Here is a 22,692-nt window from a genome sequence, read left to right on the forward strand (position 1 = left end):
TATTTATTGACGTTTTTTATTTTCCTTAATCTAGACACCTTTCATTAATTGACCCGGCCAAGCGCCGGGTTTTCTTTTTCTGGCCTCGCTAAATCAGCGGGGCTTTTTTATTGGAGAAACCCATGAGCGGTGGACTTTACCCGGTATCCGGGTCAAAGCTGTATATCGGCGGACGTGTAACCGCCAAGGGAACTGTTACTGCGGCTGACTTTGCAGACGCGACCTGGACGGAGATTGGCGGTTGGGCCAATGCGGGCGCAATCGGCGATACGCAAGAGGTTGGCGAGCAGGCGTTGATCAACGAGAAGCGTGTGCGCAAGTTCAAGACCACTTTGAATGGCGGCACGATGGAAAACACTTTTGTACCAATGGCCCTGGACCCTGGCCAGATCAAGTTCAAGGCGGCTATTGCAGACTGCGTTCCGTACGCCTGGAAAATTGAATGGGGCGCTGATTGCATGCCGTCCTCTGATGTGACGATTAGTGTTGCAGCTCCGGCTGTAGTTACATGGCCAAGCCATGGCTTAGAGGCTGGTCAGCCTGTTGTGTTCAGCAATGAGGGTGGGGCTCTGCCCGCTGGCCTGGAGGCCGGAAAGATCTACTACGTCATTGCAGCCGGTCTTGCGGCTAACGCTTTCTCTGTTGCCACCACTCCCGACGCTACAGCCGGGATTGAGACGACCGCCGCTGGAACTGGCACGCATACCGCATCCGCGCCACCTGCTGGCATGACCGATATGTTTTACGGCCTTGCTCTGCCAGGCGCTCGCCAAGGTGGTGACGCGACTGCCGCGCACTTGCGCGCATGGTCGATAGCCGTCGATAGCAACATCATCGAGATCTAAGAACCCGCCATAGCGGTTAGGGGCGGGCGGAACTGGTCTCGCCGCTTGCCCCGTCTTGAGACCTGGGACCATAAGGATTGGAAATGGAAATCAAAGATCTGGTTTTGTCTGACGAAGCCTTGAACGTAATCGATAAAGGCACTTGGGTGGGTGATCTGGATGGCGCTCCCGGTGTTGAGCTGCTGGTGTGCGGCATTAGCTCCAAAGATGCCCAGAAGGCCCTGAGCCAAAAGCAAGCGGCACTGCGCCTAAAGAACCGCGGCAAACCCTTGAATGAAGAGCAACTGGCGAAGGCCATGCGTGAAACCTTGGCAGAAGTGGTTCTCAAGGGCTGGCGTGGCCTTAAGGATAGCGGCAAAGATCTGGTATATAGCCCAGAGCTGGCCGTGAGCTTCATCACTTCCCGCAACGGCGAACGATTCGCGGGCTTGGTTCTGCAGGCAGCTCAGCGTGTAGATGTGGACGCAAGTCTGTTTGTGGAGGAAGCCACAAAAAACTGATTGCCCGCCTGCGCTGGAGCCTTGATAACCCGAATGCGAAGAGAACCATTGAGGACTATGAGCGTTTCGGGCAAGACATCCCGGAAAGCCTGATACCGCCCGATCTTCATGATGTTGAGTGGAATTTCTGGCAGGCTTTCTGGGAGCTTTCTACAGACAGGCAGGTGGGTATGGCTTCAGGCCCTGTGCCTTGGACCGCGATTCATGCATATGCGCAATCCGAGCGCATCACCGATGTGTCGTCCTTCGCGAGAATCATTCGGGCCATGGATGATGCTTATCTCTCGCACCAGGGAGGGGAAAGCAAGACGTTTACACGTGACATGCTGAAGCGGTGAGTGTCTTGCTGCTGATGCGCGAAATGGATGATGTGTATTTGTTTTATCAGACCAATGAAAAACCGTCTTCTCGTTAGCGCCTAGCGCGGGCTTTCGTCGTTGGCTATGATCTCTGCATCGACTTTGTGGAGGTGGGGATGAGGAAGTTTTTTGTTGGGCTGGTGGTGCTTGTATGCGGTTTGTTCATCGGTTGCGTGTGGATATTCAATCAACGAGCTGCTATTGCCATTGAGTCAGTGGAGTCTGCGCTTCTCGCAAGCGGGGCAGAGAATGTTGTAGTGATCTCCAAGACTGTTACTTTTGACTGGAGAGACATTCTTGTTTGCGGGAAGGTTCGCACAGACAATGTGGTATCTGTAGATTCGTTTCCATCGAAGATTATTTACTTTGAGTATTTTCTGGGCGACGAGGCCACTTTATTCCCTGCAAGAACGACAGGAAGGGACCCAACGATTTGCCAAAAGAGCCATCCATGGTGGTGGATAAGCTGGTAGTTCAGGTCCATTAATCGAAGCACCTTAGGGTGCTTTTTTTGCGCTTGTACGGTTTGAGATTGTCGGTGTTTCTGGCTCGCTACGGCGGGTTTTTTTATGGGTGAAACATTATGGAAGTCGCCGCTTTAGGTTTGCGCGTTGACGGCGCAGATGGGATTGAACGTGCTCGCGATGCTCTAGGCGGTTTCACCAAGGCGAGTGAAGGCGCTGAGCGCTCTACCGAGAAGCTCGGCAAGGGTGGTCGGAAGGCAGCAGAAGGAATCAGTGAGGTTGATAAAGCCGCTGCCAAGGCTAGCAAAAGCTTGGCGGCCATGTACACAGATGCCATGCGCACCGCAAAGGGCTTGGTTGGTTTGTTTGCGCTTCGCCAGCTCCAACAGTTCGCTGATGGTTGGTCTGATTTGCAGAGCCAGGTGGGTGCTGCTACAGGCGATATGGATGGCGCAGCTGACTCTATGCAGCGGCTCACGGATATGGCAAACGCCTCATACTCACCGCTTCAGCAGACCGTTGGTGTCTACGCGAGAAACGTGGCGACATTCCGTGATCTGGGCCGTAGCGCGTCCGAAGCCGCCGATTTCACTGAGGCAGTGAACCATGCTCTGGTGACAACTGCCACGCGTGGGCAGGATGCAGATGTGATGATTGGTTCGCTTTCGAGGTCTCTGGCAACAGGCAGGCTCGATGCCCAGGCATTCGATACGATAGTCTCGCGTAGCCCACGAATCCTGAAGGCAATGGCCGACCAGATGGGAGTTACCACCAGCGAACTGCGTAAGCTTGCAGTGGAAGGGAAGGTTACGAGCGATGTCATTGCGACTGGCATGGTTTCATCGCTGAGCCGTCTGAGCGAAGAGGCCGCGTTGATGCCCGCCACTCTGACTGATGCGTTCGTGCGGGTACAGAACAACCTAACTGAGTTTGTTGGGAAGATCGATAAAGCGTCAGGCGCTTCCGGTGCCCTGGCAGAAGCTGTGCTTGGCTTTGCTGATGGCATTCGTATGGCGGGTGATTACGTGCTGGCATTTGGGGCTTTGGTGGGCCCAGCCTTTGATGTTGCTGGGTCAGCGCTGTTAGCTGTAGCCAAGTACGCTGACATTGCTGCCATAGCCTTGGCTGGGTTCTATTCCCCGGCTTTGATTGGTGGCCTTGCTGTTCTAACCAAATCGTTGGCCGGCGGGGTAGTTGGGGGCATTAAGGCGGTGACTGCCGCAATTGCAGCCAATCCCATTGGAGCGATTGTGGCCGTGCTGGCCGCTGCTGGGTACGCAATGTATTCAGCATTCTCTGAGGCAAAAAGCGGGGCTGATGCTCTTGCTCGTACTGTAGAGGACCTGAGATCGCCGCTCAGCTCGGTGGTCGAAAGTTTTAATAAGCTCAGCAAGGATCAGCAGGCCGGAAAACTTGTGGAGTACACAGAGGCTCTTGGAGAGGCAGTAAAAGTTGCTGATGGAGAGTTCGCAAAGCTGATATCAACGCTCAACTCTAATGTTATGGCCCAAGCCGGTGTTCCTCGGAGTGAAATTGAAGCGCTTGTCAGTCAATTGAAAGAGGCGAAGGCAAGTGGCGAGGCGCTATCTCCAATTTTGAATGACTTTGCCACTCGGTTTGGCATCCCGCGTAGTGCTTTGGACTCGTGGGTAAAATTGGCGAAGAGTTTTGATGAGGCAAAATCAAAAGCTGAAGGAGTGAAAGAGGGTCTAAATGCAGTTAATCAGTCCCTAAGTATTCTTTCGTCCTCATCAAACAGCTTCGCTGCTGGCATTGAGAAGTGGGACGAATACCTCAAGAAGCTGACTGATGCCCGCGATGTGATCGGCATGAGTGCACGTCAACTGGGCGTGTTTGAGGCCGCGCAGGCGGGTGCTAATTCAGTTCAGCGAGAAATGGCTGGTGTTATCACCGCACAGACTGATGCGTACAAGAAGCTGCAAACGGCTATTGAGGGTAAGGACAAGAAAGCCGCCGAGGCCGCCAAAAACAATATCCGGGCGTTGGATGTCGAGCGGCAGAAAGTGGAGTTGCTGGCGATCAAAACCCAGGCCCTTATTGCCGCAACCAATGCGTTTGCGCGCGGGGAGGTGTCGGGCGATGTGGCAAGCGGAATTTTGCAGAACATGCTTGCTGGTTTTGCCCAAGCCGAGGCAGCGATCAAGGTTAGCAAGGAGGCTGAGGCGCAGATTACCAACATCTACGCTAATGCTGTGCCTAAAAAAGATACTGGTGGCTCATCAAGGAGCGATGAACTCAAGAACGTGATCAAGCAGCTCACTCTCCAGAAGGGCGCTCTAGGCATGACAGCCGAGCAGGCCGCCAGGTACGAGATTGAGATGGCCAAGGGCTCGGAGACAGACCGTAAACGAGCCTTAACGCTGTATGACCAGATCCAAGCCTGGAACGAAACTGAGAAGGCTATGCAGGCGGCGATTGATTCGAGCCGTCAGTATTTGGCTTTCCAGCAGGAAATGGACGTGTTCCAGCAAAAGCTGAATCTGGAGTCAGCGGGCGTTGGGATGGGCGACCGACAGCGTGAGTTGGCCCAGGCTGACCTCGCTATTCGTCAGGAGTATGCCCAGAAGCGTCTTGATCTGGAGATGGCCCAGCAGGTCAAGGAAACGGCGCTCACTCAAGAGCAATACCAGTACCGTCTTGATTTATTCCAGCAGTTCGAGGAGCAGAAGCTCGCCGGCCTGCAGCAGTCAGCCGAAGCGCGAGCCATAGCCGAGGCTGATTGGACGAATGGCATGTCTCGTGCATGGGATAACTTCGCCACCAAAGCTCAGGATATCGCAGGTCAGACCGAAGCAATCTTTACCGGAATGCTGAACAGCTTTTCTTCCGGATTCGGTAATGCCTTCGAGAAAATGATTTTTGATTCTGAGAACCTGGGCGATGCTATGCGCAACGTGGCTCAAGGTATGGCGAGGGCAGTTGTCAATGCCTTGGCTCAAATGGCGGCGCAATGGCTGGCTTATCAGGCCGTGCAATTGATTGTTGGCAAGACCACTCAGGCGTCTAGCGCCATGGCCATGTCAGCTAATGCGTATGCAACTGCATTACAGGCAGGCCTGGCTGCCTTTGCTAGTACAGCTGCGATCCCGGTCGTCGGCCCTGCTGCGGCACCCGCTGCGATGGGGGCGGCATTGGCAGTAGCTACACCGCTGGCAACTGCTGTCAGCATGACCGCAATGGCCGGTATGGCTCACGACGGTATCGATTCTGTCCCTCAAACGGGGACATGGCTGCTGGAGAAGGGTGAACGAGTTACGACAGCAAAGACGAGCGCACGTCTTGATTCGGTGCTGGAGCGGATTGATGCGCGTCAGCGTGCTGGCCGTGCGTTTGACGGTCAAGCCGGGTCGTCCTCCAAGTCCGAGCCACGCGTCGTAGTTCAATTGATGGGCAGCGAGTTCCAGGGGGCGCAGGTGACAGAAGAGCGGGGATCAACCGATGAAGAGCTGATTGTCCGCGTAGTGTCACGGGATTTCCTGCAAGGCGGTAGAACCTTTGACGCGCTGCAGTCCGTTAGCAATGTACGAAGGGTAGGGGCATGATTCACACAGACATTAACTACCCTGAGGGCCTTCCTTGGCCAGTCCGTGATGGCTACGGGATAAAACACGCTCAGCCTTTTCAGCGAACGCAGATGGAGGATGGCCGAGCCCGCCAACGAAGGCGATTCAGCTCGGTCCCTACAACCGTCAATGTGAACTGGATCTTCAATGGCGATAACGAGGCCGCGCTTTTTGAGGCTTGGTTCCGGGATGCTATTAAAGACGGGGCCGAGTGGTTTAACTCGCCGCTTAAAACCCCGGTTGGTGCACAGCACTATGTGTGCCGCTTCGTCTCAATGTATACCGGTCCAGATCCGGTGGGAATGTGCGCCTGGCGTGTGGGCGCCACCTTGGAGATATGGGAGCGCCCGCTTATGCCCGTAGGCTGGGGCGAGTTCCCGGAGCTTGTGCTGGGGGCAAGCATTATTGATGTTGCACTTAACCGGGAGTGGCCAGAAGCATGAGTGCCTTAGAGATTGTGTATGCCAGCGCTCCGACCGATGCGATGTTGCTTTATACGCTGGAAGTGTCCGCGCCTGGTGTGACCCCGGTGCGGATTGTTCAGGGGTATGAAGATCGGATGCTGGGAGTAGATGGTCAACTGGTGTTGTTTGAGGCGGCAGCGGTTGAGTTGTCTCTGCCTTCGCGCAATGCATTAGGGCAGCAGTCTTTGCGGTTTGGGATTGCAGGGGCCAATGAGCGGATAAGACCCATCGTGTATTCCATGCTTGAGTCAGGGCACATGGTGACGCTGACAAGCCGGACGTACTTGGCCAGCGACATTACGGCACCGGCAGAGCGGCCGTATGTCATGACTGTGCTGAGCGGGCAGTTTGAGAACGGCACGTTTGTGGCTGAGGCCAGTTACTACGACTTGCTCAATACCGCCTGGCCGCGAGAGCGCTACACGGCTGAGACGGCACCGGGGATTCAATGGCTATGACGATTGATGACTTTCTGCGTACACGGTACAAGCCGTTTGGCCGTACCGTTCCGGAGCTGGACTGCTGGGGGTTGGTCAGGTTGGCCAGAGCCTCGCTGTTCGGCAGGTCCATGCTGCCCAGCTATTCGGAAACTGACCCGGACGATAAAGCGGGTCTGACCATGGCGGCCAGCGAAGTGCGGGAGCAGGGTGGGTTCAAGGAAGTGCAGCCCAGGCCCGGCGCCATTGCCACCGGCTGGCGCGCGCGGCTGTGTGTTCATGTCGGGCTTGTCGTAGAGGCAGACGGCAGACTCTGGGTGCTAGAAACAGACAGTGGAACAGGCCCTACTCTCACCAAGATCAACGGTTTTGAGGTTCGGTTTCTCAAGGTGATCTACTATGACAGCGAAATTTGAGAAGAAAGCACTGTCGGCTACTTTTTGGCTGCTTCGTTATCGGCCCAACTAGGTAAGGAGAATGCGTTGAATTTTGAGTCTTTGTTGTCCATATTGCTTACTTCCACCGCTGTTAGTGGATCTGTAGCTTTCCTGCTCAAAAAATGGCTAGAGCATTCTCTTAACGCGAAGCTTGCAGAGCTAGAGTTAAAAAATCGTATGCGAACACATGAACATCAAATTCGGTTTACTCGTTTTGATCAGAACGTGACTTCCGCCATAGAGGGAGCTTATGAACTTGTGTGTGAGTATACGGACGCTATTTCAGCGGTCATTAACGCAGCCTATATGAGCCCTGCTGAGGTTCAAAAGGAATATGCAGCTACAGATGAGATTGCACAAAGATTCTTAGAATATATGCGAAGGAAGTCAATTTACTTACCTAAGGATATAGCTGATCAGTTGGTGTTGACGAGACTAAGTTTGCGGGATGAATATATGACGGTGCTGGAGCGGAGTCGGCGGAATCTGTCGGAAACGGACAGTGAGGTCCCCAAAATACCCGCATTAATCTGGATGTTTGAGAAGTCCGGCTGGCAAAGAAAAAGTAATACTCTCATGCATGAACTTCAGGAGTTGGTGAGAGAGCACCTTAGTCAATTTGTACTGAAAAAAAATTAATCGGGTGGGCTCCAGTGACTATTCGCGTTTATCTGAGCGCTGCTTGCGGGCAGCCGTGTGAAGTATATGAATGGACCGGCACTTTAGCCGGTTTTTTGTTTTCTAAAGGACGGACATATACGCTGGCAGAGCTTCCTAGATCGCACGTGACGGTCAATGGGAAACCATTACCGATACTTGAGTGGGCTGACTTTCATCTTGCCGCTGACGACGATGTGGTGATGACGGCGATTCAGTACGGTGGCGTTTTCTCAGGCCTAGGCAAGCTTCTAGGGAGCATCTTCAACTTTGCCTTTGGCTGGTTGATGCCAAAGAGCAGCAGTCAGAACTACGGTTCCCCGGAGCAGGGCCAACGGCTTGAGACGACTTCAGCCAAGGCCAACCAGGCAAAGCTGGGCGATGTGGTGCCTGAGCTTGCCGGTCGCTTTCGTCGCTTCCCTGATTACCTGACGCCGCCGCGCCGCCGCTTCGTGAACTGGCGTGAACAGTGGCTGGAGTTCCATGCGTGTATCGGCCCAGGCCAGTACCAGATCAATGACGCGGACGTGAAAGTAGGGGACACGCCGTTCTCTGCTCTGGGTGCTGACGGTTCATATGCCATCTACGGTCCAGGTGCAGATCTTTCGGGAACATCCACCCATGAGCATTGGCATACGGTCCCTGCGGTCGGTGGCACATCGTCGGGCACGGCAGGTTTGGAAATGTCTACCGAGCTGGCAAACCGGGAGAACACTCAGCCTGCAAGCTACTCATTCGATGGCAGCTATATCTGGCGCTCTTCCGAGAGTGATTTTCCTCCTGGATGGGGCGCTGGAACTATCGTAGACATAACTCTTCCACAGCAATTTGACGTGTCGCGTCCTAACTTGCCGTTCCCAAACCCTCAGCGCAATCGATTTATTGGGGCTTTCAAGCATTTAATGCCCTTGGGAGGATTGGTTGGGAATGCGTCCCTAAGCATGGAGTTCTCTGGGCAACGATATACCGTGGTGGCCAGCTCAATGGAGCTGGACGAAAACGGAGATGGCTGGATCGAACTAACATTTCCGAGACAAAACCCGGACGATCCTGCCCAGTGGGTCAATTTCGTTCCTCTTGGTCAACAAACGATTATATTTCAGCGCTCTCCAGTGCCGCGCTACGCCATTCAACAATACTCTTCTGACAATATCGTTGTTTGGCGTTTGCTGCCCAACGGTCAGAACGATCCTAATTGGAAGGGCTTCCCACAAGTGACAACTGGTGACGCCACCATCACTTTCAACGGCGGTACGGTGTATGGCGAATGGAGCAGTGAGTTTGTAGCCACACCAGGCAAGGAAACAACGACTGGCATAGAGATCGACTTCTTCTTTCCGAATGGGCTAGGGTACATACGCGATAACGGTGATGTCACTACTCAAGGACTGGGCATCGAAATTCAGTACCGCAATGCAGATGGCGGCCCACGCACGACGATCAGCAAGTGGTATGAAAACTGGACGCTGGATCAGATCGGAATTACCGAGTCGATCAGTGTTCCGCAAATGCGGCCGTCTGTACGCGTTCGGCGGGTGGGAGCAAGCGCCACGTCAACGCAGGTCAAAGACACGATCCAGTGGTATGGACTGAAAAGCCGCCTGCGAACGCGGACGAGCTACCCGCGATGGACTACCATGGCGGCCAAGCTGCGAGTCGGTGGACGGCTGGGTGCGCAGTCGGAAAACCAGATTAACGTGGTTGCGACGAGGATCCTGCCAGTTCTGCAAAGTGACGGCACTTGGTCTGCGCCGCAGCCGACGCGGGACATTTCTGCATTTGCTCGCTATATCACCGGCTCAATTGGTTACTCGGATCTGAACCTGGATGCCGACGAGCTGAGGCGCTTGGATGCGATTTGGAAGGCCCGAGGTGAAACGCTCGATCATGTGTATGACCTGACGACCGCGCAAGATGCACTGAAACTTGCTTTCCGGGCCGGGTTCTCTGAGTTGACGGTGTCGCATGGCTTGATCAGACCGGTCCGCGATGATGTGCGCACGCAGTTCGAGCAAAGCTACTCACCGCTGAACATGACCAAGCCATTGCGTGAAAGCGTGAGTCCTCGTAAGCCCATGGACCCGGACGGGGTTGAGGTCGAGTACATCGACGAGGAGACCTGGACGTCAATGACAGTGAGGTGCCTGCTTCCAGGGGATCAGGGGTTCAAGCTGGAGAAACTGAAACTCGATGGCGTGACGGACCGGGTCCGAGCTTGGCGAATCGGTATGCGCAGGCGTCGGGAGCAGGCCTATAGAAATCGGGAGTACAGCTTCGGCACAGAAATGGACGCATTCAACAGTGAGTACCTGTCTTATGTACCGCTGTTCGATGACGAGCCCGGTAACGCGCAGATGGGCCTGTTGACCGATATCCGGGCCACCACTGGTGGCGCGCTGTTGCGAATCAGTGAGCCTTTGCGCTGGGTTGCCGGTGCGCCGCATTCTGTGGGCTATCGGACTCCAGATGGCAAGTTTGTGGGACCGTTCGTCGCATCGCCTGGACCCGACGACTTTTCTATCGTTGCTGATATTCCGCAGCCCTGGCCAGCGGTCAGCCTTAGGCAGGATCTGCCGCATATTTACTTTGGCTTGACGGCTGACTGGATAAAGCCAACACTTATTACGAACATCCAGGCCCGTGGCACCGATGCTACTGACGTTACCGCAGCAAATTACGACGTACGTGTGTACGCCGATGACAACAACAATCCGCCGGATTAATCCCGGCATCAGCATCAATCAACCCGCTTCGGCGGGTTTTTTTATGGGCGTTTGAAATGACGACATACAAAACCGGCAACCCACTTGGCAGTGTGGCTCCCCAGGACTTATTTGATAACTCCCAGAATTTAGATAAAGCGGTAAATAGTCAGGAGAGCACGTGGGAGGACAGGTTCGGAGTTGTCAGACCAACATTAAAATCCGCCGTGGACCCCATGGGGCTGGTGCAGGAGGCTGTGGAGGCAGCGGGGCGGGCTGAAGAGGCGGCAGATATTGCCGAGCATATCGCTGCCATGGGGACTTACCTCACAAAAACGGAAGCGGATGCGGCCTTGCCTAAGCCTAAAGGCACGGTAATCCGAGTAACTAACGACCCCGATCCAGCCAATAATGGTTACTGGGTATCCGATGGCTCGCAATGGGTCTGGTCTGGTGTGCAGCCTGCCAATTCAATCGACGTCCAGCGTTTGATGGCGCAGGACTCGCGCACGATCAATTCGGGCAAAGCTTATCCGTATTTACGAAAAGTGCGCGCTGGCAACAATTTCGAGCAGCGCGCCGAGTTTGCCAATGCGATCTTGGATGCCCGTGTTTACAGCGCAAACCCGCTCTATTTCTACCGCATCGCGGTCCTGGGCAACGGCAGCACGTCGCTGGGCGGCCCAACTGGGCAGGGCATTCGGATTGAGCGCTGTCTGATCAGCGCATTCACGACGACGGGCACAGGACAGGCTATCCACTCGGAAACCTCGTCTGTCGGCCTGACCTTTGACTACAGCGTGGGCGGCGTTCAGCGGCGGGCTATCCGAGTCGATGCGGTCAGCGGGGAAACCCTCGAACTGACGATTGACCTGTCCAAGCTTCCGGCATACGGGACGGCCGTGGCGTCGATCGCCAATCAACTGGGTGGGAACTGGGTCATTGATCCGTCCAACTATTTCACCGTTCCCAGCCCCACAGACACCGCCGCCACCGTGGCAGACACGGCGGCGCGAGACAGCTACACGATCAATTCGGGCAAAGCTGCGCCCATGGAAATCATCTTGCGCGATAGTGCCTCTCCGTTAAATATTCATCCGTACTTGCGATCTGCATTAGTGGATGGTCGCGTGAGAGGGGCCCGTGAGGGCTATTCCTATCGTGTTTCGTTTATTGGTAATGGCGCGGATGCTGGTGGCCAAAACCCAAACTACGGGGTGACGATTGCTCGGATCCCGGATGACCGCATGACCGAAGGATACGAACAAAACATCGTCACTTATAACGATTTGGGCGTGCGCATCATCCCGGATCGGGGAAAAGGCGGGTTGCAGACGTTCGCCGTTCCGTGCCCTCTGGACGATGGAACTACCGCCTATCTCACGTTTGACGTCGATAAGATGCCCGCCGACGGAACGGCGATCAACGCCAACAAAGGAAATAACGGTTTCAATGCGCGTTTGCTGCCCGCCGCCTACGAGTACCGGCCTGGCTTGGAATGGCGAGAAGGCGATGTGCTCGTCGAGTATTCGCCGACCGACAACAAGCTGATGGTGTCATACAAAGCCGGCAGCAAGTGGTACCGTGTGCACCTCGCTCGAAAGGCCGTCAACTACACCTTCACGCCGCTCGGTTTCAGCTTTGCCGAAGCATACAGCAGTCTCGGAGACCTCGTGTCGGTGCAGAATGCGTCCTGGACAATTCGGGCAGAGGCCCTCAGCGATTATCATGCGCCCATGACTATTGAGGCTGTGAATGACACCGATATCGTGGTGGAGTCATTTGCTGGCGAAAACCTGACTCCGGGCGACCCGGTCACTGCGTACAAGTCCGGCGTGGCCGTCGGCACGTCTACGGTCAATGCCTTGGGCTATTACGCAGTAAACGTGAAGGGTTCGGCGGCTTTGGGTGAAGTCTTGCAAGTTCAAGTCGGTACGTCAGCTTTGGTAGATCGCACCGCGAAAGTGCCGGTTAACCGATATTCGTCCGGCTCGCACGGGACCAATGGTGACGACACCGGAGACCCCACAGCTCAGCAAGGCGAGCTGATGATCCTCGTGGATGGTGTCGCAATTGACCTGGCGAAGAGTTTGAAGGTCCGTGCCCGGCGTGTCCGCTGCATTGGGAGTACCGCCGTCAAGGCATTCAACACATTCCAAACCGGACGTTTCGTCCTTGACCAGAATTATGTCTACGATTTGGGCGTCGACGGCCTTTGGATTTCCAATACGGTCACTTTTCGTGAATCGGTGAAGGTTTATGCAGACAATGCATGCCAGGCGTACATGGCAGGCCTCACGCCAATCGACAAGAACACTTACCTCTTCTGGGGCGGAAATACGGCCTCTCGTACGGCCATGCCTGTCGGGGCGTTTACAAGTGGAACCAAAGCGCAGTACCCGCGTGTTTTGGGCGTGTCGATTCGCCATCCCATTGCGGGCGAAATGTCCGTCTGGGTCGATCTGGATTACGGCGTTGGCAATCGCGACAACCTGGCTACGAACAATACGCTCTGGGATCACTCGAATGTTAACGGGGCCAAAATTTACCCCCGTATGTTTAATTACTCAGATCCCAAGACTTTTGCGGCTGGAGATAGCTACAAGTGGAGGGGGGGGTATCGGTGGGGCATGCCGACAAACACCGAGATCAACGACACGGTTCTTAACACGCAGGCAGGAGCCGTAACAGTTGAGCCAAACGGTATGTACAGGGTAATCGAAGAGTAAGGGTATTTAGCTACAGCGATGAGTCTTGTTTCATTTAACAATGCAGCTAAAGTTTTGCCGCAAGGCAGATCTGCGGATGTGAATGCTAAATAAGTTTACACAACCAATGTGGAGTAGATAATGAGTGGAGATTTTATCGCCTGGGATGCTTGCTCCGAGACGTTGCGCTGGCTGCAGGGAGTGGAGGATATGGCTGATCTGAGTGAGAATTTGCATAGCCATGTCGATTCATTTCAGCCTAGTACGAGCCATGAGGATATGAGTGCTGGAGAGGTAGGGGGGAGATTTGATGAGTTTGTTTTAACTTATAGGCGATCTTTGAATGCTGACCATTTTTTTCTAGAAGCTACGCGAAATGCAAGTCGTTGGGCTGGGCATTTGCTTAAACTCGATCCCTCTATCGAGGCAGAGGTTAATGACTTTGAAGCCGCAATTGTAGAGGTTAAGGCTATACGCGATATGCGCGTACATGCAGATGATTACATGGTGCCGGGCCGCAAAGGCAGGCGTAAAGACTTCGTCAGCCAAGTTGTTGAAAATGATATTCCCGTCGCGATGGTGGATGCTACATCCTCAGAGCGGCGCGGAAAAGACGTGATTTACGCCGGGCGGGTAAGTAGAGAAGCCGTGCGATCTGCTTCTAACCAATTAAGGGCTTTTCTTGCTCACAAGCTTCAGCACTATGAACAGGATATCCCATGAGCTAATGGCACGCGCAACAGGTCTTTAAAGACGCCGAAGGAAGCCAGGATAGTTCGTCTCGATAGACGGCGCTCCTATTTTTATCGCCCGCACTAGCGGGTTTTTTTACATCTGCTGCTTTTGCAGCGTTTCGCGGGAGACAGCCATGCCGACCGTAAACAAGGGGAAGAAACCAATGCTGCACAACGACGCCGCTCATTTGCCCATCAGCACCGGCTCGGCTCTGCTTATTTATGGATGGACGATGCAGGACTTTGTGCTGACGCTCTGGGCAGCCTATGTAGTGATTTTGATTGTGACTAAGTTGCCCGATTTCCTGCGGTCAGCAGCCCGTTTGGTTGGTGGCCTGCAGCGTGCTTGGGGGAATTTTAAGGAGTGGAAGCGTGGATCTAAAAACTAAGGTCGGTACAGGGGTAATTGCGGCTGCGATTGGTCTGGTTGCTGCATGGGAGGGACGTTCGCTGGTGGCCTATGTGGACCCGGTGGGCATCCCGACTATCTGTGACGGCTATACCCATGGCGTGAAGCTGGGCGATGTGACTACGCCAGAACGGTGCGACGCTCTGACAGAGCAGGAGGTGCGCAAGGCCTTGGCAGTGGTAGACCGTTCTGTGCCACAGGCTTTGCCGGATGGCGTACGTGTGGCGCTGGCAAGCTTCGTCTACAACGTGGGGCCTGGCGCTTACGGCAGCTCCACGCTGTTGCGCAAGCTACGGGCTGGTGATCTGGCCGGGGCTTGTAATCAGCTACCCCTATGGGTGTATGCCGGCGGCAAGAAACTGCGCGGCCTTGAACGGCGGCGCGAAGCAGAGAGGCAAATATGTCTATCCGATCTGCAGTAACGGGGGCTGCTGGACTGGCAGCCCTTTTTATTGGGCTGCAGCTCTACGGCTCAGCCGAGCACAAGAAAGGCTACAGCCAGGCCCAGGCAGAATACATGATCGCTGTTGCGCATGCAGAGGGCAGGGCGCGGCAGATCGAGCACGAATTAACCGAAGAAATGGAGGCCCGAGACCGTGACACCCAGAGAAAGCTTGCACAGATTGCTCTTGCTGAGCGCCATGCTGCTGATGAGCGCGTGCGCAAGTCAGCCGAAGAATACGCAGCCCGCTATCGTCGGGATACCGCGCTTGCCAGCGCTGCCGCAGAGCGCCAAGCAGCCGACGCCGCCCTCAGAATGTTTGCCGAGTTGCTTGGAGGGCTTGATGAGGCTGCGGAAATCTATGCAGCAGAGGCTGATCGTCGCGGAATAGCTGTGCTGGCGTGTGCGGCTGCATACAGGAACGCCCAAGGGCGGTAGCTACTGCGCGGCCGCTCAGCGCCCGTTCCAGTGGCGTTCTGATGCCTAGTGACGACGCGGCTTTTCCTGGGCGTCAACCGTCGACCCTGAGCAGACTTCCACTAACGCCTGAATTAAGCCATGTCTTGAGCGCCATCGGATTGAATGAATTGTTAGCACTCACGATACAGCAACAGCCTTGGCAAGAATTTCTTGCTCAAGTTGCTTTAGCTTTTCTGAAACCGGGACTCGATTCACTGGGTGCGTGGTGTCTACCTTTGCCACTACTACCGATAGCGATTCATCCGGCTCTTCTCCAAGAAGCGTAGAAACTCGCGACGAGATGCCATGGTGTTTTTCGTCCCAGAACAGCACGTCACACTCGTAATTAAAGTTCTTAAGGGTGTCGAATGCGCGTCGAGTCAGATTGCTGCTCCCTATGGCTGCGACAATAGGCTCACCTTGCGACTTTCCAATAAATACTTTGGCATGCCACTTATCACCACGGAGACGGAGTGGCGTGTGATTAATACATATGGAACAGCAGTGCGAGGCTATTCCTTTGGTGAAGTCTGAATAGCTGACCTTGCCCCCTCTGTAGTAACCAACTGTTGTCAGATGGAGATTATTGCAACAGCGAGATATGCCTGAGAACTTGGCAGCACTGATGCTATATGACGAATCTTCTTGGAAGAAGCCGCTGCAGAGCAACGCACTGTCTACATCAGGCATGTTTAGGGCAGCCATCACGGCTTCGCTGAACTTATTCTCTGAGAGCTTATTTCTTAGGAAGAATGCGACACTATTCATGTGAGTGCTAACGGACTATGTAAGCCGCCCGCAGTATGCTGGTCGGATTGAGTGATGGATTAGGCGGTCGGCCATGTTACTTTTATAGCAACTTTCTGGTTGTCAATTGCTTTGTATAGAACTCTTCCTCCATCTAAATGAATTAAAAGCTCAAGTTTGATTAGAGAACCTCGGGCATCATTTCCAGCGTGAACGAATACTTGCGCATAGCCTCCCGGTGGAAGCAGACAAGGCGGATAAGCAGTCCATTGATTTGGCGCTGTAGAATTTTCAAATGCAGTGCATGCAATCGGGGCGAAAAATTCAATTTCTTCTCGATTTTTGCAAGCCTTTTGTATTGCTGAATAGTTGTCTTTATTAAATTCCATGGGTTTATTTATTTTTAACTGGATTTAGATGAAAGCAAAAAAGCTCGTCGTTGTCATAAAAACGAATCTACCGGTAATTTTGAGAGTGAGCAATGATAAAAAGCTTCTTAGACAAACCTAAGAATCTCGGAATTGGATCTTGCTGATAGTAGCACTAAGAGTAATGATTAAACGACTGCTTATAGCTTGTTGCAGTCATTAAGGAAATAAACCCTCATTTTCACCTGCCCTTAAGTTTGTAGCGCACAGCTATGATGTGGTCGCAATCGTAACTATAATATGCGACTATCCAGTAAATTGGAATCAGACGATAAACATGGCTTTTATGTCAATACTTATGGCGCTGACACAGAATTTTATGGGGTACACAGTAGCCTAATTCAGTGAATAGCCCGCTTAATTCCATTCATTTCATCAGAGTACAGATTGGACTCCTGTCGGTCCGTTCAGATGGCGGTTGGATGATCTGTATTTGACGCTTGGTATTTAACATTGCTCATTTGCCGTGTGACAGGGTGCCATTGAAATGCAGCCTCGGGCCGCGCAGTGCTCAGCAGCTCCAGCGCTGCCTCGATTCCGGTTTCCGGGGAGGTCCATTCCCGTGCCGCTCCGGGCGTCAGCACGACCGGCCGCCGGTCACGCATCAGCCGGCGCCAGACGTAAAAAAGCCCGCCACAAGGGCGGGCGATTGTCAGGTAGATAGTCATCGACTCACCCATGTTGATGGGCCGGCAGACACCCTGCAGAAGCATTCTCATTTTTGGGGGCATAGATGGGGGTATGAGGCCCGTTCTTAAAAGAGGAAGCCTAGACATAACAACAGCCTAGCCAAACACCCCCGTTCCAGTACTGCCTACCAGAATACATGCACACAGCTCCAAGCTGTGCCAAGAAAAGCCCCAAAGATCAATGCTTTGGGGCTTTTTTGTTGCCTAGTTTTCCAAATCGCGCCGAGATGTTTTGGGGGCATGGTTGTAAGTGCGGCCACTTTGTTATGATCATGGTGTGCCAACGCGTGCTCAAGGCTCCCTGAGCGGAAACCGCTTTGCACAGTAGCGTTTATGAGCTCAAGTGCAATTTCTTCGTTCTTGCTGAGATGTGGGTCTGGTTGCTGTTACGAGCTGCCATCTGGCCTCTCCAAGTATTGAAACGAAGAGGATAAGCCAGCTAAGTAGGGTAAACCCGTGGTCAACCGAAATGGGTTGTAAGTGCTTCTCTCTATGGGGAAGCATTTATTTGACTCGTCGATGAATTAGCCCGTTTGAGTTGATTGCGTGCCGCCTTCGAGCGGTTTTTTTTACGCCTGTTGCTTTTGCAGCATTTCACGGGAGACAACCATGCCGACCGTCTTACACAAGGGGAAGGACGTGGAACCTACAAGCGCGGGAACATCGGCGGCTGTTCAATGCCGGTCACCAGGTCGGTGCTGCTGAGCAGAAACAAACCAAAGGCAGACAAAGCCGCCGTGGAGGTATCAACAGATGCCTCTGAAACGATTGAGCACCTGGACGATGATGCTGTGCGTGATCATGCTCGTCAGCGGATGCGTGACGAACAGGGGCGTTAGTTATTACGCAGTCGCTCAGCGACCGTTCAAGTGGCGTTTTAATGCTGAGATTGACGTTACGCCGATCAGGGTGCTGTGCTACGTGGAGCATGAACACAGTATTCAGGCCAGGTTCAGAGTCTAGGGAGCAGAGTGATTGAGCTGATATATATCAGCTCAATCAGCTTCTAAAGGAGCTTTACGATGAAACGCTCGACATTAGTTTGCGCTGTAACTATGGGTGCGATTGGCTTAGTTGGCGGCGCAACCGCCATGGCACAAAACCCCGTTCCTACCACCCATGACTCTGCTTATTCTGTACAAAAGGCGGCATCTACTCACCTTGCCTCTGCTCGTCCCGAGACTCCACAGTCTCCAAAGCCGAAGCCCAAAACGCACTAACTAAGTAAGTTGATCTGATAAAAGGGCCAGGCTTTGCTTGGCCCCTACTTCTTCAACGGCACGCTGCTTCTTGCGCCATTCCTTGATGGCCTTGTGTAGAAGAACGGTGATCGCAAGGTCTTCATACTTTCTGGCCTTGTGTTCGTTGCGTCATGCTGGGGTATCTTTAATCAGCACAAGGAACTCATTAGTCTCGCGCATGACCGCTTGACTGGTGTTGCAGGCCGTGGGGCGGGAGGTGGGCCGATTGGCTGAGGCTTGGAGGTGGAAAGCTTAAAAGCAAGCTGGGAGAGTTAACAAGTTTGCATACGCAAAAAAGCCCGCACTATGGCGGGCCTATTTTTTGTGTGGGGAATTTGTGGAAAATTAGCAGCAGCTAGTAGACGCTTATGAGCACTTAACTGTAGTCGGCTGTGGTCTGATTCCCTTTAAATCAATGGTTTAGTGTCCACCATGCTTGCATAGGGTGCAAGGGGGTGAAGGTTCAAACTCTTCCGTTGCGACCATATGTAAAAAGACCTGCAGCATTTTTTCTTTAGGCCTTTGTTCTTTCCTAAAGGGCTCGACCCCAGTTTTTTTGGGCGCTTTTTGCGTATTGCTTACCAGATGAAGATAAACAAGTTATTTATCGGTTTATGGCCTATCCTGTACTTACGTCCTGATATTTGTTGGGGCGACCATTGACCAATGGAGGTCATAATGGACAAGAGAGGCAAACCGCCTAAGAAGCCAAGTACACGCAAGTCTGAGCTCACGCCGTCGCAAGAAGGTTGGCCAGCTCAGGCTCCTAATGCGGGGATCAAGCGCGCCAGTGCTGCTCATGATCATAAACCCACGGGAAGAGGGGCTGCACGGGGAAGATAAACCTCGAGACTTGCATTCCCATCCTATTCCGCTATAGAAAGGGCCTGCGATGATACATCATCGCAGGCCCTTTTGATTGCAACCCTACACAGGGTACTAGCGTTGAAAATCCTGCAACATGCCCGGCCATAGCTTGAACCCTAAGCAAGAGCCCCAACGGTCACGCTCATACAACCACAATGTTTTGCAGTTGGAGCATTGGTATAAAGATTTTTTAGCTTCATCAGGGCCTTGCGAGCAAGGGCCAGCAGCAGCCATAAATTCGTGCTTGAGGCTGAGCGACGAGGATAGGGGCAAAAGCAGGCACAGAGTGCACAGATTATGTGAGCTTTGGTAGGGCACCTTGTTCTCCTGAAGGGGGCTCCAAGCGTTAGCCAGAGTGGTGAAAAGTTTTTATTGTTGTTGGAGGCGTCAGGGGTAGGGCTGTTGAGGCAGACGGGCCGTCCTGGAATGTTGACGGCCGTTTTGCAGACTCGTTGGTGCGAGTCTGCAAAAGCTACTTACTTGCCTTTCGGCGGGGCCTGCGGAGACTTGTCATCTTTTTTGCCATCTTTCTTGTCGTCAGGATGCATGGCTGCTTTTCGATCAGAAGAAGGTGATGGGTTTTGGGGAGGGGCTTGGGGTTTGTTAGGTGAGCTTGTTGTTTGTGTCATGAGAGACTCCAATAGGTGAACATTGCAGCAAACCAGGCATGTTGAGTGCACTGCTTTGCGCTGTGAGGCACCGATAGTTAGTTAAAAATGGATTGATCGTTTTGCGCTGGAGGAGGGGTGCGAGGCTTCTTGTCGCCGATAGGCTCATCGTTTGCAGGTAGCGTCTGATCGTCTTCGTGGATCCGTTCAATTTCGACGGGGCGTTTGTCGCGTGGGTCCGGGATAACGGGTTCGGCGGGGTCCGTGGCCGAGAGAAGGGGGAAGCGAAGCAAGTTAACTTTTCTTCCAATGGACCGGAGATTGTGTGTCATAGGCACTCCTGCCATGACTGGCGGGATATCTCTCAGAGAGTCTGAGCAACAGCGCCAGTAGCGCCTTCAGGGTGTCAGCGAGAAGGTCTAAGTTCATACTAGGCTGATCCTGGAATTGCCCACCATGCTAATTTGTAAATCATTGTATTGTAAGGAAAAGTTGAGTCTGTACGCTTTGATTTAATCCAGCCTGAAACGCTGGTGAAGATTACACTGAACCTTCATTCGACTGTCGACGGGAGGGGTTATGAGTACAGAAATATCATCGAGCGGGGGGCAATGGGACGATGATGGCGGGTCTCAATTGAAAGCCTTGGCAGTGGCACGAGCCGTGGATCAGCTAGATGACGATGATCAGTTGATACTAGGTTTTTTGGGGGCGTCGCTCTTGAGCTTATGGGATGATTTACCTGCCAGTGAGCAGCAGAGGTTGTTGAATAGTCAGGCTATTGAAAGTGCATTTGATAAAGCAGAAATCAAAACTCGAATTCAGCGGCTGGAAGAACATTTCAAGCGGTTAAAGTAGTCGCTCGCTTGGGCGGTGCCTCGGCCTTTCGGGCCTTGGCGAATGTTATGCGTGAATATAAAAAAACCGATCCATAATGGACTTTGAGTTTTCTAATAGATGAGGGCGTAAGCTGGTAGCCATTACCTTCCTGCAAAAGCATTTTCACCTATGGGTCATGGCTTTGGGGGTATGAGGCTAACCTTTGAAAGAGGAGTACTAAGCATAACAACAGCTTAGCCAAATCCCCTCATTCCAGTACGGCCTACCAGAATACATGCGCACAGCTCCAAGCTGCGCCAAGCCTCGATGAGTCGAACAAAGAATACGCCGCCAGTTGCTGGTGGCATGCCACGCTCGCCATTGCAGCCGTAGAGCGGCAGGCAGCCGACACTGTCATCTGAATGTTTGTCGAGTTGTTTGGAGGGCTTGGTGAAACCGTGGAACTCTATGCAGCAGAAACTGATCAGCGCTGAGTAGCTGGCTTGGCATGTGAGTTCGCTTAAGCAAATGGGTAGAGACGGGAGCTACTGTGATGGAGTTAAGTAGCCAAGGGAATTGGTCGTCGGGGGCGGCGCACCCCTTTGGGCAGCACTGCCTGATCGTCGCTGAACATGACGCCGTCGCCTTTTTTGTAGCGAGCGCTGGTTTCCTCTAGTTCTAAAACGACTCCTCTGTAATACCCGTTGGTTTTCTCAGGTAGTGCCGTCACCCGGATGCGCACCAGTACGCCTACTCGGGCGCACAAAAGCCGAACTTCATCCCCAATATTTATAACAATCATGCCTGGTGCTCGATGCGTATCGTTATGACCAACGACAACTTCCCAGCACGCAGGGCCGTGGCAAATAAATGCTGCCCGTACCCGCTGTTCAGCTTCGATAATCCGTGAAATTGCAGATTCCAGACTTGATGCAGATATGTGGTATTCATGCGCTGCTTCATCGACAGTCATACGATTAATCAGAACGTCTTCGGCTGCCTGGCTTGTTTGTTGCTCTATACCTAGCAGGTAGGCCACTGCTTGAAGCTGTTCAATTGTCATGGCTTAGTCTGCAAGAGGTTGGGAAGTGTTCGTGGCTTGATATTTCATATTACTAATTTGCTTGGCTTGTGCTGCTAAGTCACATTGGCGCGGTTTTTATTGACAAAAAATAGGCCTTGCTTATGTAGGGCATGAGGTTTCCTCCTAGCCTATTCCGAGCTTTTGTTTTTTGCCGCGAGGTTGATGGCCTTCTCTAAATTACCTCTTGAGCGCTACAACTGATGCGCTTTCTTAAGTTGGGCTAGTCAGCTTGGTGAGTGATCACCATGGTAACTGATCACTGATTTTTGCCACGTAAACCCCAATACCCGTCAACCTTACCCAGTCCTAGGATGAGAGCAGCGCGACGTGCGCTCTTACCAAACGAGGATCATCATGAAATTTGTGCTTTACAAGGACAAAGGTGGTGAATGGCGGTGGCGATTCAAGGCCGCGAATGGCAATATCATTTGCGTCAGCTCGGAAGGGTACTCAAGCAAGCAGAGCGCACAACACAGTATTGAGTCTGTGAAAAAGGGGATGGCCGACGCTCCAGTCGTTGAGGAGTAAGTAGATGAGGCTTTAACTGGCTCTCGTCATCACATAGGTGGGCTGGGCTTAGTTCTTGTTTGCCAGGTTCATGCAGGTTCTGCTGCCGCATGGTCAAGTGTGAAGGCAGGCCAATTGCGTGGATTTTGTGACCCTGCTTATGCTCATTCACGTCTACCTATGTGATGCATCTTCCAGCTATAAGGCGCTTATTTCATTTATATCCGCACCATATCACCATTAAAAACCGATAAAGAGGGCTTTATCTTGCTATGTGGCCTATGCTGTGGCGTTGGGCGTCGCAGGTTCGCGTAGCTCATGGTTGAAGATGAGGTGGATATGGATAAGAAAGATAAGGAACAGGGCACAGTTAACCCTGAGCCGGTAAAGCCTGCTTTGAAGCAGGTGCAGTCGCGCTGGCCCGGACAGAACGCGAATGCAGGTTTCAAGAATTCAAAATCTTTGCAAGGTCGCCGGCCGGTTGGACGAGGATCGGCCCGG

22 protein-coding genes are annotated in these 22,692 nt (G+C 53.1%); 16 read left to right on the top strand and 6 right to left on the bottom strand.

Translation table 11 applies throughout. The features are described from left to right. The first annotated feature begins 122 nt into the window (after positions 1-122). The 13 genes from JYG33_RS03350 to JYG33_RS03410 all read left to right on the top strand — a co-directional run bounded on the left by JYG33_RS03350 (position 123) and on the right by JYG33_RS03410 (position 15,180). Positions 123-845, top strand: a complete 723-nt coding sequence (locus JYG33_RS03350) for a hypothetical protein (RefSeq protein ID WP_207874368.1) — start codon at positions 123-125, stop codon at positions 843-845. An 83-nt stretch (positions 846-928) separates the two neighbouring features. Then, positions 929-1,345 (top strand): hypothetical protein, encoded by a 417-nt coding sequence (locus JYG33_RS03355; RefSeq protein WP_207874372.1) that lies wholly within the window; start codon positions 929-931, stop codon positions 1,343-1,345. A 942-nt stretch (positions 1,346-2,287) separates the two neighbouring features. Further along, positions 2,288-5,731, top strand: coding sequence for a tape measure protein (locus JYG33_RS03360; protein ID WP_207874375.1), 3,444 nt, complete (start codon positions 2,288-2,290; stop codon positions 5,729-5,731). 92 nt (positions 5,732-5,823) lie between these two features. Continuing rightward, positions 5,824-6,195, top strand: coding sequence for a hypothetical protein (locus JYG33_RS03365; RefSeq protein ID WP_207874378.1), 372 nt, complete (start codon positions 5,824-5,826; stop codon positions 6,193-6,195). Next, positions 6,192-6,674: a DUF1833 family protein gene (locus JYG33_RS03370; protein WP_207874381.1), complete on the top strand. Its 483-nt coding sequence runs from the start codon at positions 6,192-6,194 to the stop codon at positions 6,672-6,674. The genes JYG33_RS03365 and JYG33_RS03370 overlap by 4 nt, the downstream gene beginning before the upstream one ends. After that, complete coding sequence (locus tag JYG33_RS03375; RefSeq protein ID WP_207874384.1) at positions 6,671-7,069, top strand: hypothetical protein; 399 nt, start codon at positions 6,671-6,673, stop codon at positions 7,067-7,069. The genes JYG33_RS03370 and JYG33_RS03375 overlap by 4 nt, the downstream gene beginning before the upstream one ends. 66 nt (positions 7,070-7,135) lie before the next feature. Further along, the gene (locus tag JYG33_RS03380) at positions 7,136-7,729 is read left to right on the top strand and encodes a hypothetical protein (protein WP_207874387.1); all 594 of its coding nucleotides are present in this window, start codon (positions 7,136-7,138) and stop codon (positions 7,727-7,729) included. Between the two features lie 14 nt (positions 7,730-7,743). After that, positions 7,744-10,470 carry a host specificity factor TipJ family phage tail protein gene (locus JYG33_RS03385; protein ID WP_207874389.1) on the top strand — a complete coding sequence of 909 codons (2,727 nt, stop codon included), beginning with the start codon at positions 7,744-7,746 and terminating at the stop codon, positions 10,468-10,470. Between the two features lie 56 nt (positions 10,471-10,526). Further along, positions 10,527-13,178 (top strand): hypothetical protein, encoded by a 2,652-nt coding sequence (locus JYG33_RS03390; RefSeq protein ID WP_207874392.1) that lies wholly within the window; start codon positions 10,527-10,529, stop codon positions 13,176-13,178. A gap of 120 nt (positions 13,179-13,298) precedes the next feature. Further along, on the top strand, positions 13,299-13,880 hold the full coding sequence (locus tag JYG33_RS03395; protein WP_207874395.1) for a hypothetical protein: 582 nt from the start codon (positions 13,299-13,301) through the stop codon (positions 13,878-13,880). A gap of 145 nt (positions 13,881-14,025) precedes the next feature. Then, positions 14,026-14,280, top strand: a complete 255-nt coding sequence (locus tag JYG33_RS03400; RefSeq protein ID WP_207874398.1) for a twin-arginine translocase TatA/TatE family subunit — start codon at positions 14,026-14,028, stop codon at positions 14,278-14,280. Continuing rightward, positions 14,264-14,722, top strand: a complete 459-nt coding sequence (locus JYG33_RS03405; protein WP_207874401.1) for a lysozyme — start codon at positions 14,264-14,266, stop codon at positions 14,720-14,722. The genes JYG33_RS03400 and JYG33_RS03405 overlap by 17 nt, the downstream gene beginning before the upstream one ends. After that, positions 14,701-15,180 (top strand): DUF2514 family protein, encoded by a 480-nt coding sequence (locus JYG33_RS03410; RefSeq protein WP_207874404.1) that lies wholly within the window; start codon positions 14,701-14,703, stop codon positions 15,178-15,180. The genes JYG33_RS03405 and JYG33_RS03410 overlap by 22 nt, the downstream gene beginning before the upstream one ends. Before the next feature lie 159 nt (positions 15,181-15,339). Here JYG33_RS03410 and JYG33_RS03415 read toward each other — a convergent pair whose 3' ends face one another. From JYG33_RS03415 to JYG33_RS03425, 3 genes are all read right to left on the bottom strand, one after another. Then, positions 15,340-15,969, bottom strand: coding sequence for a hypothetical protein (locus JYG33_RS03415; protein ID WP_207874407.1), 630 nt, complete (start codon positions 15,967-15,969; stop codon positions 15,340-15,342). Positions 15,970-16,028: 59 nt separating this feature from the next. Next, the gene (locus JYG33_RS03420) at positions 16,029-16,337 is read right to left on the bottom strand and encodes a hypothetical protein (protein ID WP_207874409.1); all 309 of its coding nucleotides are present in this window, start codon (positions 16,335-16,337) and stop codon (positions 16,029-16,031) included. Positions 16,338-16,783: 446 nt separating this feature from the next. Continuing rightward, positions 16,784-17,044: a hypothetical protein gene (locus JYG33_RS03425; protein WP_207874412.1), complete on the bottom strand. Its 261-nt coding sequence runs from the start codon at positions 17,042-17,044 to the stop codon at positions 16,784-16,786. Positions 17,045-17,607: 563 nt separating this feature from the next. Between JYG33_RS03425 and JYG33_RS03430 the strand changes: the two genes are divergently transcribed. Continuing rightward, the gene (locus JYG33_RS03430; RefSeq protein WP_207874415.1) at positions 17,608-17,904 is read left to right on the top strand and encodes a hypothetical protein; all 297 of its coding nucleotides are present in this window, start codon (positions 17,608-17,610) and stop codon (positions 17,902-17,904) included. A 1,745-nt stretch (positions 17,905-19,649) separates the two neighbouring features. Here JYG33_RS03430 and JYG33_RS03435 read toward each other — a convergent pair. After that, on the bottom strand, positions 19,650-19,802 hold the full coding sequence (locus JYG33_RS03435; protein WP_207874418.1) for a hypothetical protein: 153 nt from the start codon (positions 19,800-19,802) through the stop codon (positions 19,650-19,652). A gap of 77 nt (positions 19,803-19,879) precedes the next feature. Then, positions 19,880-20,074: a hypothetical protein gene (locus tag JYG33_RS03440; protein WP_207874421.1), complete on the bottom strand. Its 195-nt coding sequence runs from the start codon at positions 20,072-20,074 to the stop codon at positions 19,880-19,882. Between the two features lie 286 nt (positions 20,075-20,360). On the opposite strand from JYG33_RS03440, the gene JYG33_RS03445 reads away from it, so the two are divergent. Next, positions 20,361-20,639, top strand: coding sequence for a hypothetical protein (locus JYG33_RS03445; protein WP_207874424.1), 279 nt, complete (start codon positions 20,361-20,363; stop codon positions 20,637-20,639). 520 nt (positions 20,640-21,159) lie between these two features. Here the strand turns inward: JYG33_RS03445 and JYG33_RS03450 are convergent. Then, complete coding sequence (locus tag JYG33_RS03450) at positions 21,160-21,663, bottom strand: helix-turn-helix domain-containing protein (protein ID WP_207874426.1); 504 nt, start codon at positions 21,661-21,663, stop codon at positions 21,160-21,162. Between the two features lie 375 nt (positions 21,664-22,038). Here JYG33_RS03450 and JYG33_RS03455 point away from each other — a divergent pair, with 375 nt between their 5' ends. Then, entirely contained in the window at positions 22,039-22,212 is a 174-nt protein-coding gene (locus tag JYG33_RS03455) for a YegP family protein (protein WP_207874429.1), read from the top strand. Positions 22,213-22,692 lie beyond the last annotated feature (480 nt).

The organism is Alcaligenes sp. SORT26, assembly GCF_017377875.1.
In the GTDB taxonomy this organism is placed as follows: domain Bacteria; phylum Pseudomonadota; class Gammaproteobacteria; order Burkholderiales; family Burkholderiaceae_B; genus Alcaligenes; species Alcaligenes parafaecalis.

What these genes read in the sequence shown, in the direction of transcription:
- JYG33_RS03375 (WP_207874384.1), top strand. Translation starts at nt 6,671, where the DNA reads ATGACGATTGATGACTTTCTGCGTACACGGTACAAGCCGTTTGGCCGT.
- JYG33_RS03445 (WP_207874424.1), top strand. Translation starts at nt 20,361, where the DNA reads ATGAGTACAGAAATATCATCGAGCGGGGGGCAATGGGACGATGATGGC.
- JYG33_RS03420 (WP_207874409.1), bottom strand. Translation starts at nt 16,337, where the DNA reads ATGGAATTTAATAAAGACAACTATTCAGCAATACAAAAGGCTTGCAAA.
- JYG33_RS03450 (WP_207874426.1), bottom strand. Translation starts at nt 21,663, where the DNA reads ATGACAATTGAACAGCTTCAAGCAGTGGCCTACCTGCTAGGTATAGAG.
- JYG33_RS03415 (WP_207874407.1), bottom strand. Translation starts at nt 15,969, where the DNA reads ATGAATAGTGTCGCATTCTTCCTAAGAAATAAGCTCTCAGAGAATAAG.
- JYG33_RS03400 (WP_207874398.1), top strand. Translation starts at nt 14,026, where the DNA reads ATGCCGACCGTAAACAAGGGGAAGAAACCAATGCTGCACAACGACGCC.
- JYG33_RS03455 (WP_207874429.1), top strand. Translation starts at nt 22,039, where the DNA reads ATGAAATTTGTGCTTTACAAGGACAAAGGTGGTGAATGGCGGTGGCGA.
- JYG33_RS03435 (WP_207874418.1), bottom strand. Translation starts at nt 19,802, where the DNA reads ATGACACAAACAACAAGCTCACCTAACAAACCCCAAGCCCCTCCCCAA.
- JYG33_RS03355 (WP_207874372.1), top strand. Translation starts at nt 929, where the DNA reads ATGGAAATCAAAGATCTGGTTTTGTCTGACGAAGCCTTGAACGTAATC.
- JYG33_RS03360 (WP_207874375.1), top strand. Translation starts at nt 2,288, where the DNA reads ATGGAAGTCGCCGCTTTAGGTTTGCGCGTTGACGGCGCAGATGGGATT.
- JYG33_RS03370 (WP_207874381.1), top strand. Translation starts at nt 6,192, where the DNA reads ATGAGTGCCTTAGAGATTGTGTATGCCAGCGCTCCGACCGATGCGATG.
- JYG33_RS03390 (WP_207874392.1), top strand. Translation starts at nt 10,527, where the DNA reads ATGACGACATACAAAACCGGCAACCCACTTGGCAGTGTGGCTCCCCAG.
- JYG33_RS03410 (WP_207874404.1), top strand. Translation starts at nt 14,701, where the DNA reads ATGTCTATCCGATCTGCAGTAACGGGGGCTGCTGGACTGGCAGCCCTT.
- JYG33_RS03350 (WP_207874368.1), top strand. Translation starts at nt 123, where the DNA reads ATGAGCGGTGGACTTTACCCGGTATCCGGGTCAAAGCTGTATATCGGC.
- JYG33_RS03425 (WP_207874412.1), bottom strand. Translation starts at nt 17,044, where the DNA reads ATGACTATCTACCTGACAATCGCCCGCCCTTGTGGCGGGCTTTTTTAC.
- JYG33_RS03365 (WP_207874378.1), top strand. Translation starts at nt 5,824, where the DNA reads ATGGAGGATGGCCGAGCCCGCCAACGAAGGCGATTCAGCTCGGTCCCT.
- JYG33_RS03395 (WP_207874395.1), top strand. Translation starts at nt 13,299, where the DNA reads ATGAGTGGAGATTTTATCGCCTGGGATGCTTGCTCCGAGACGTTGCGC.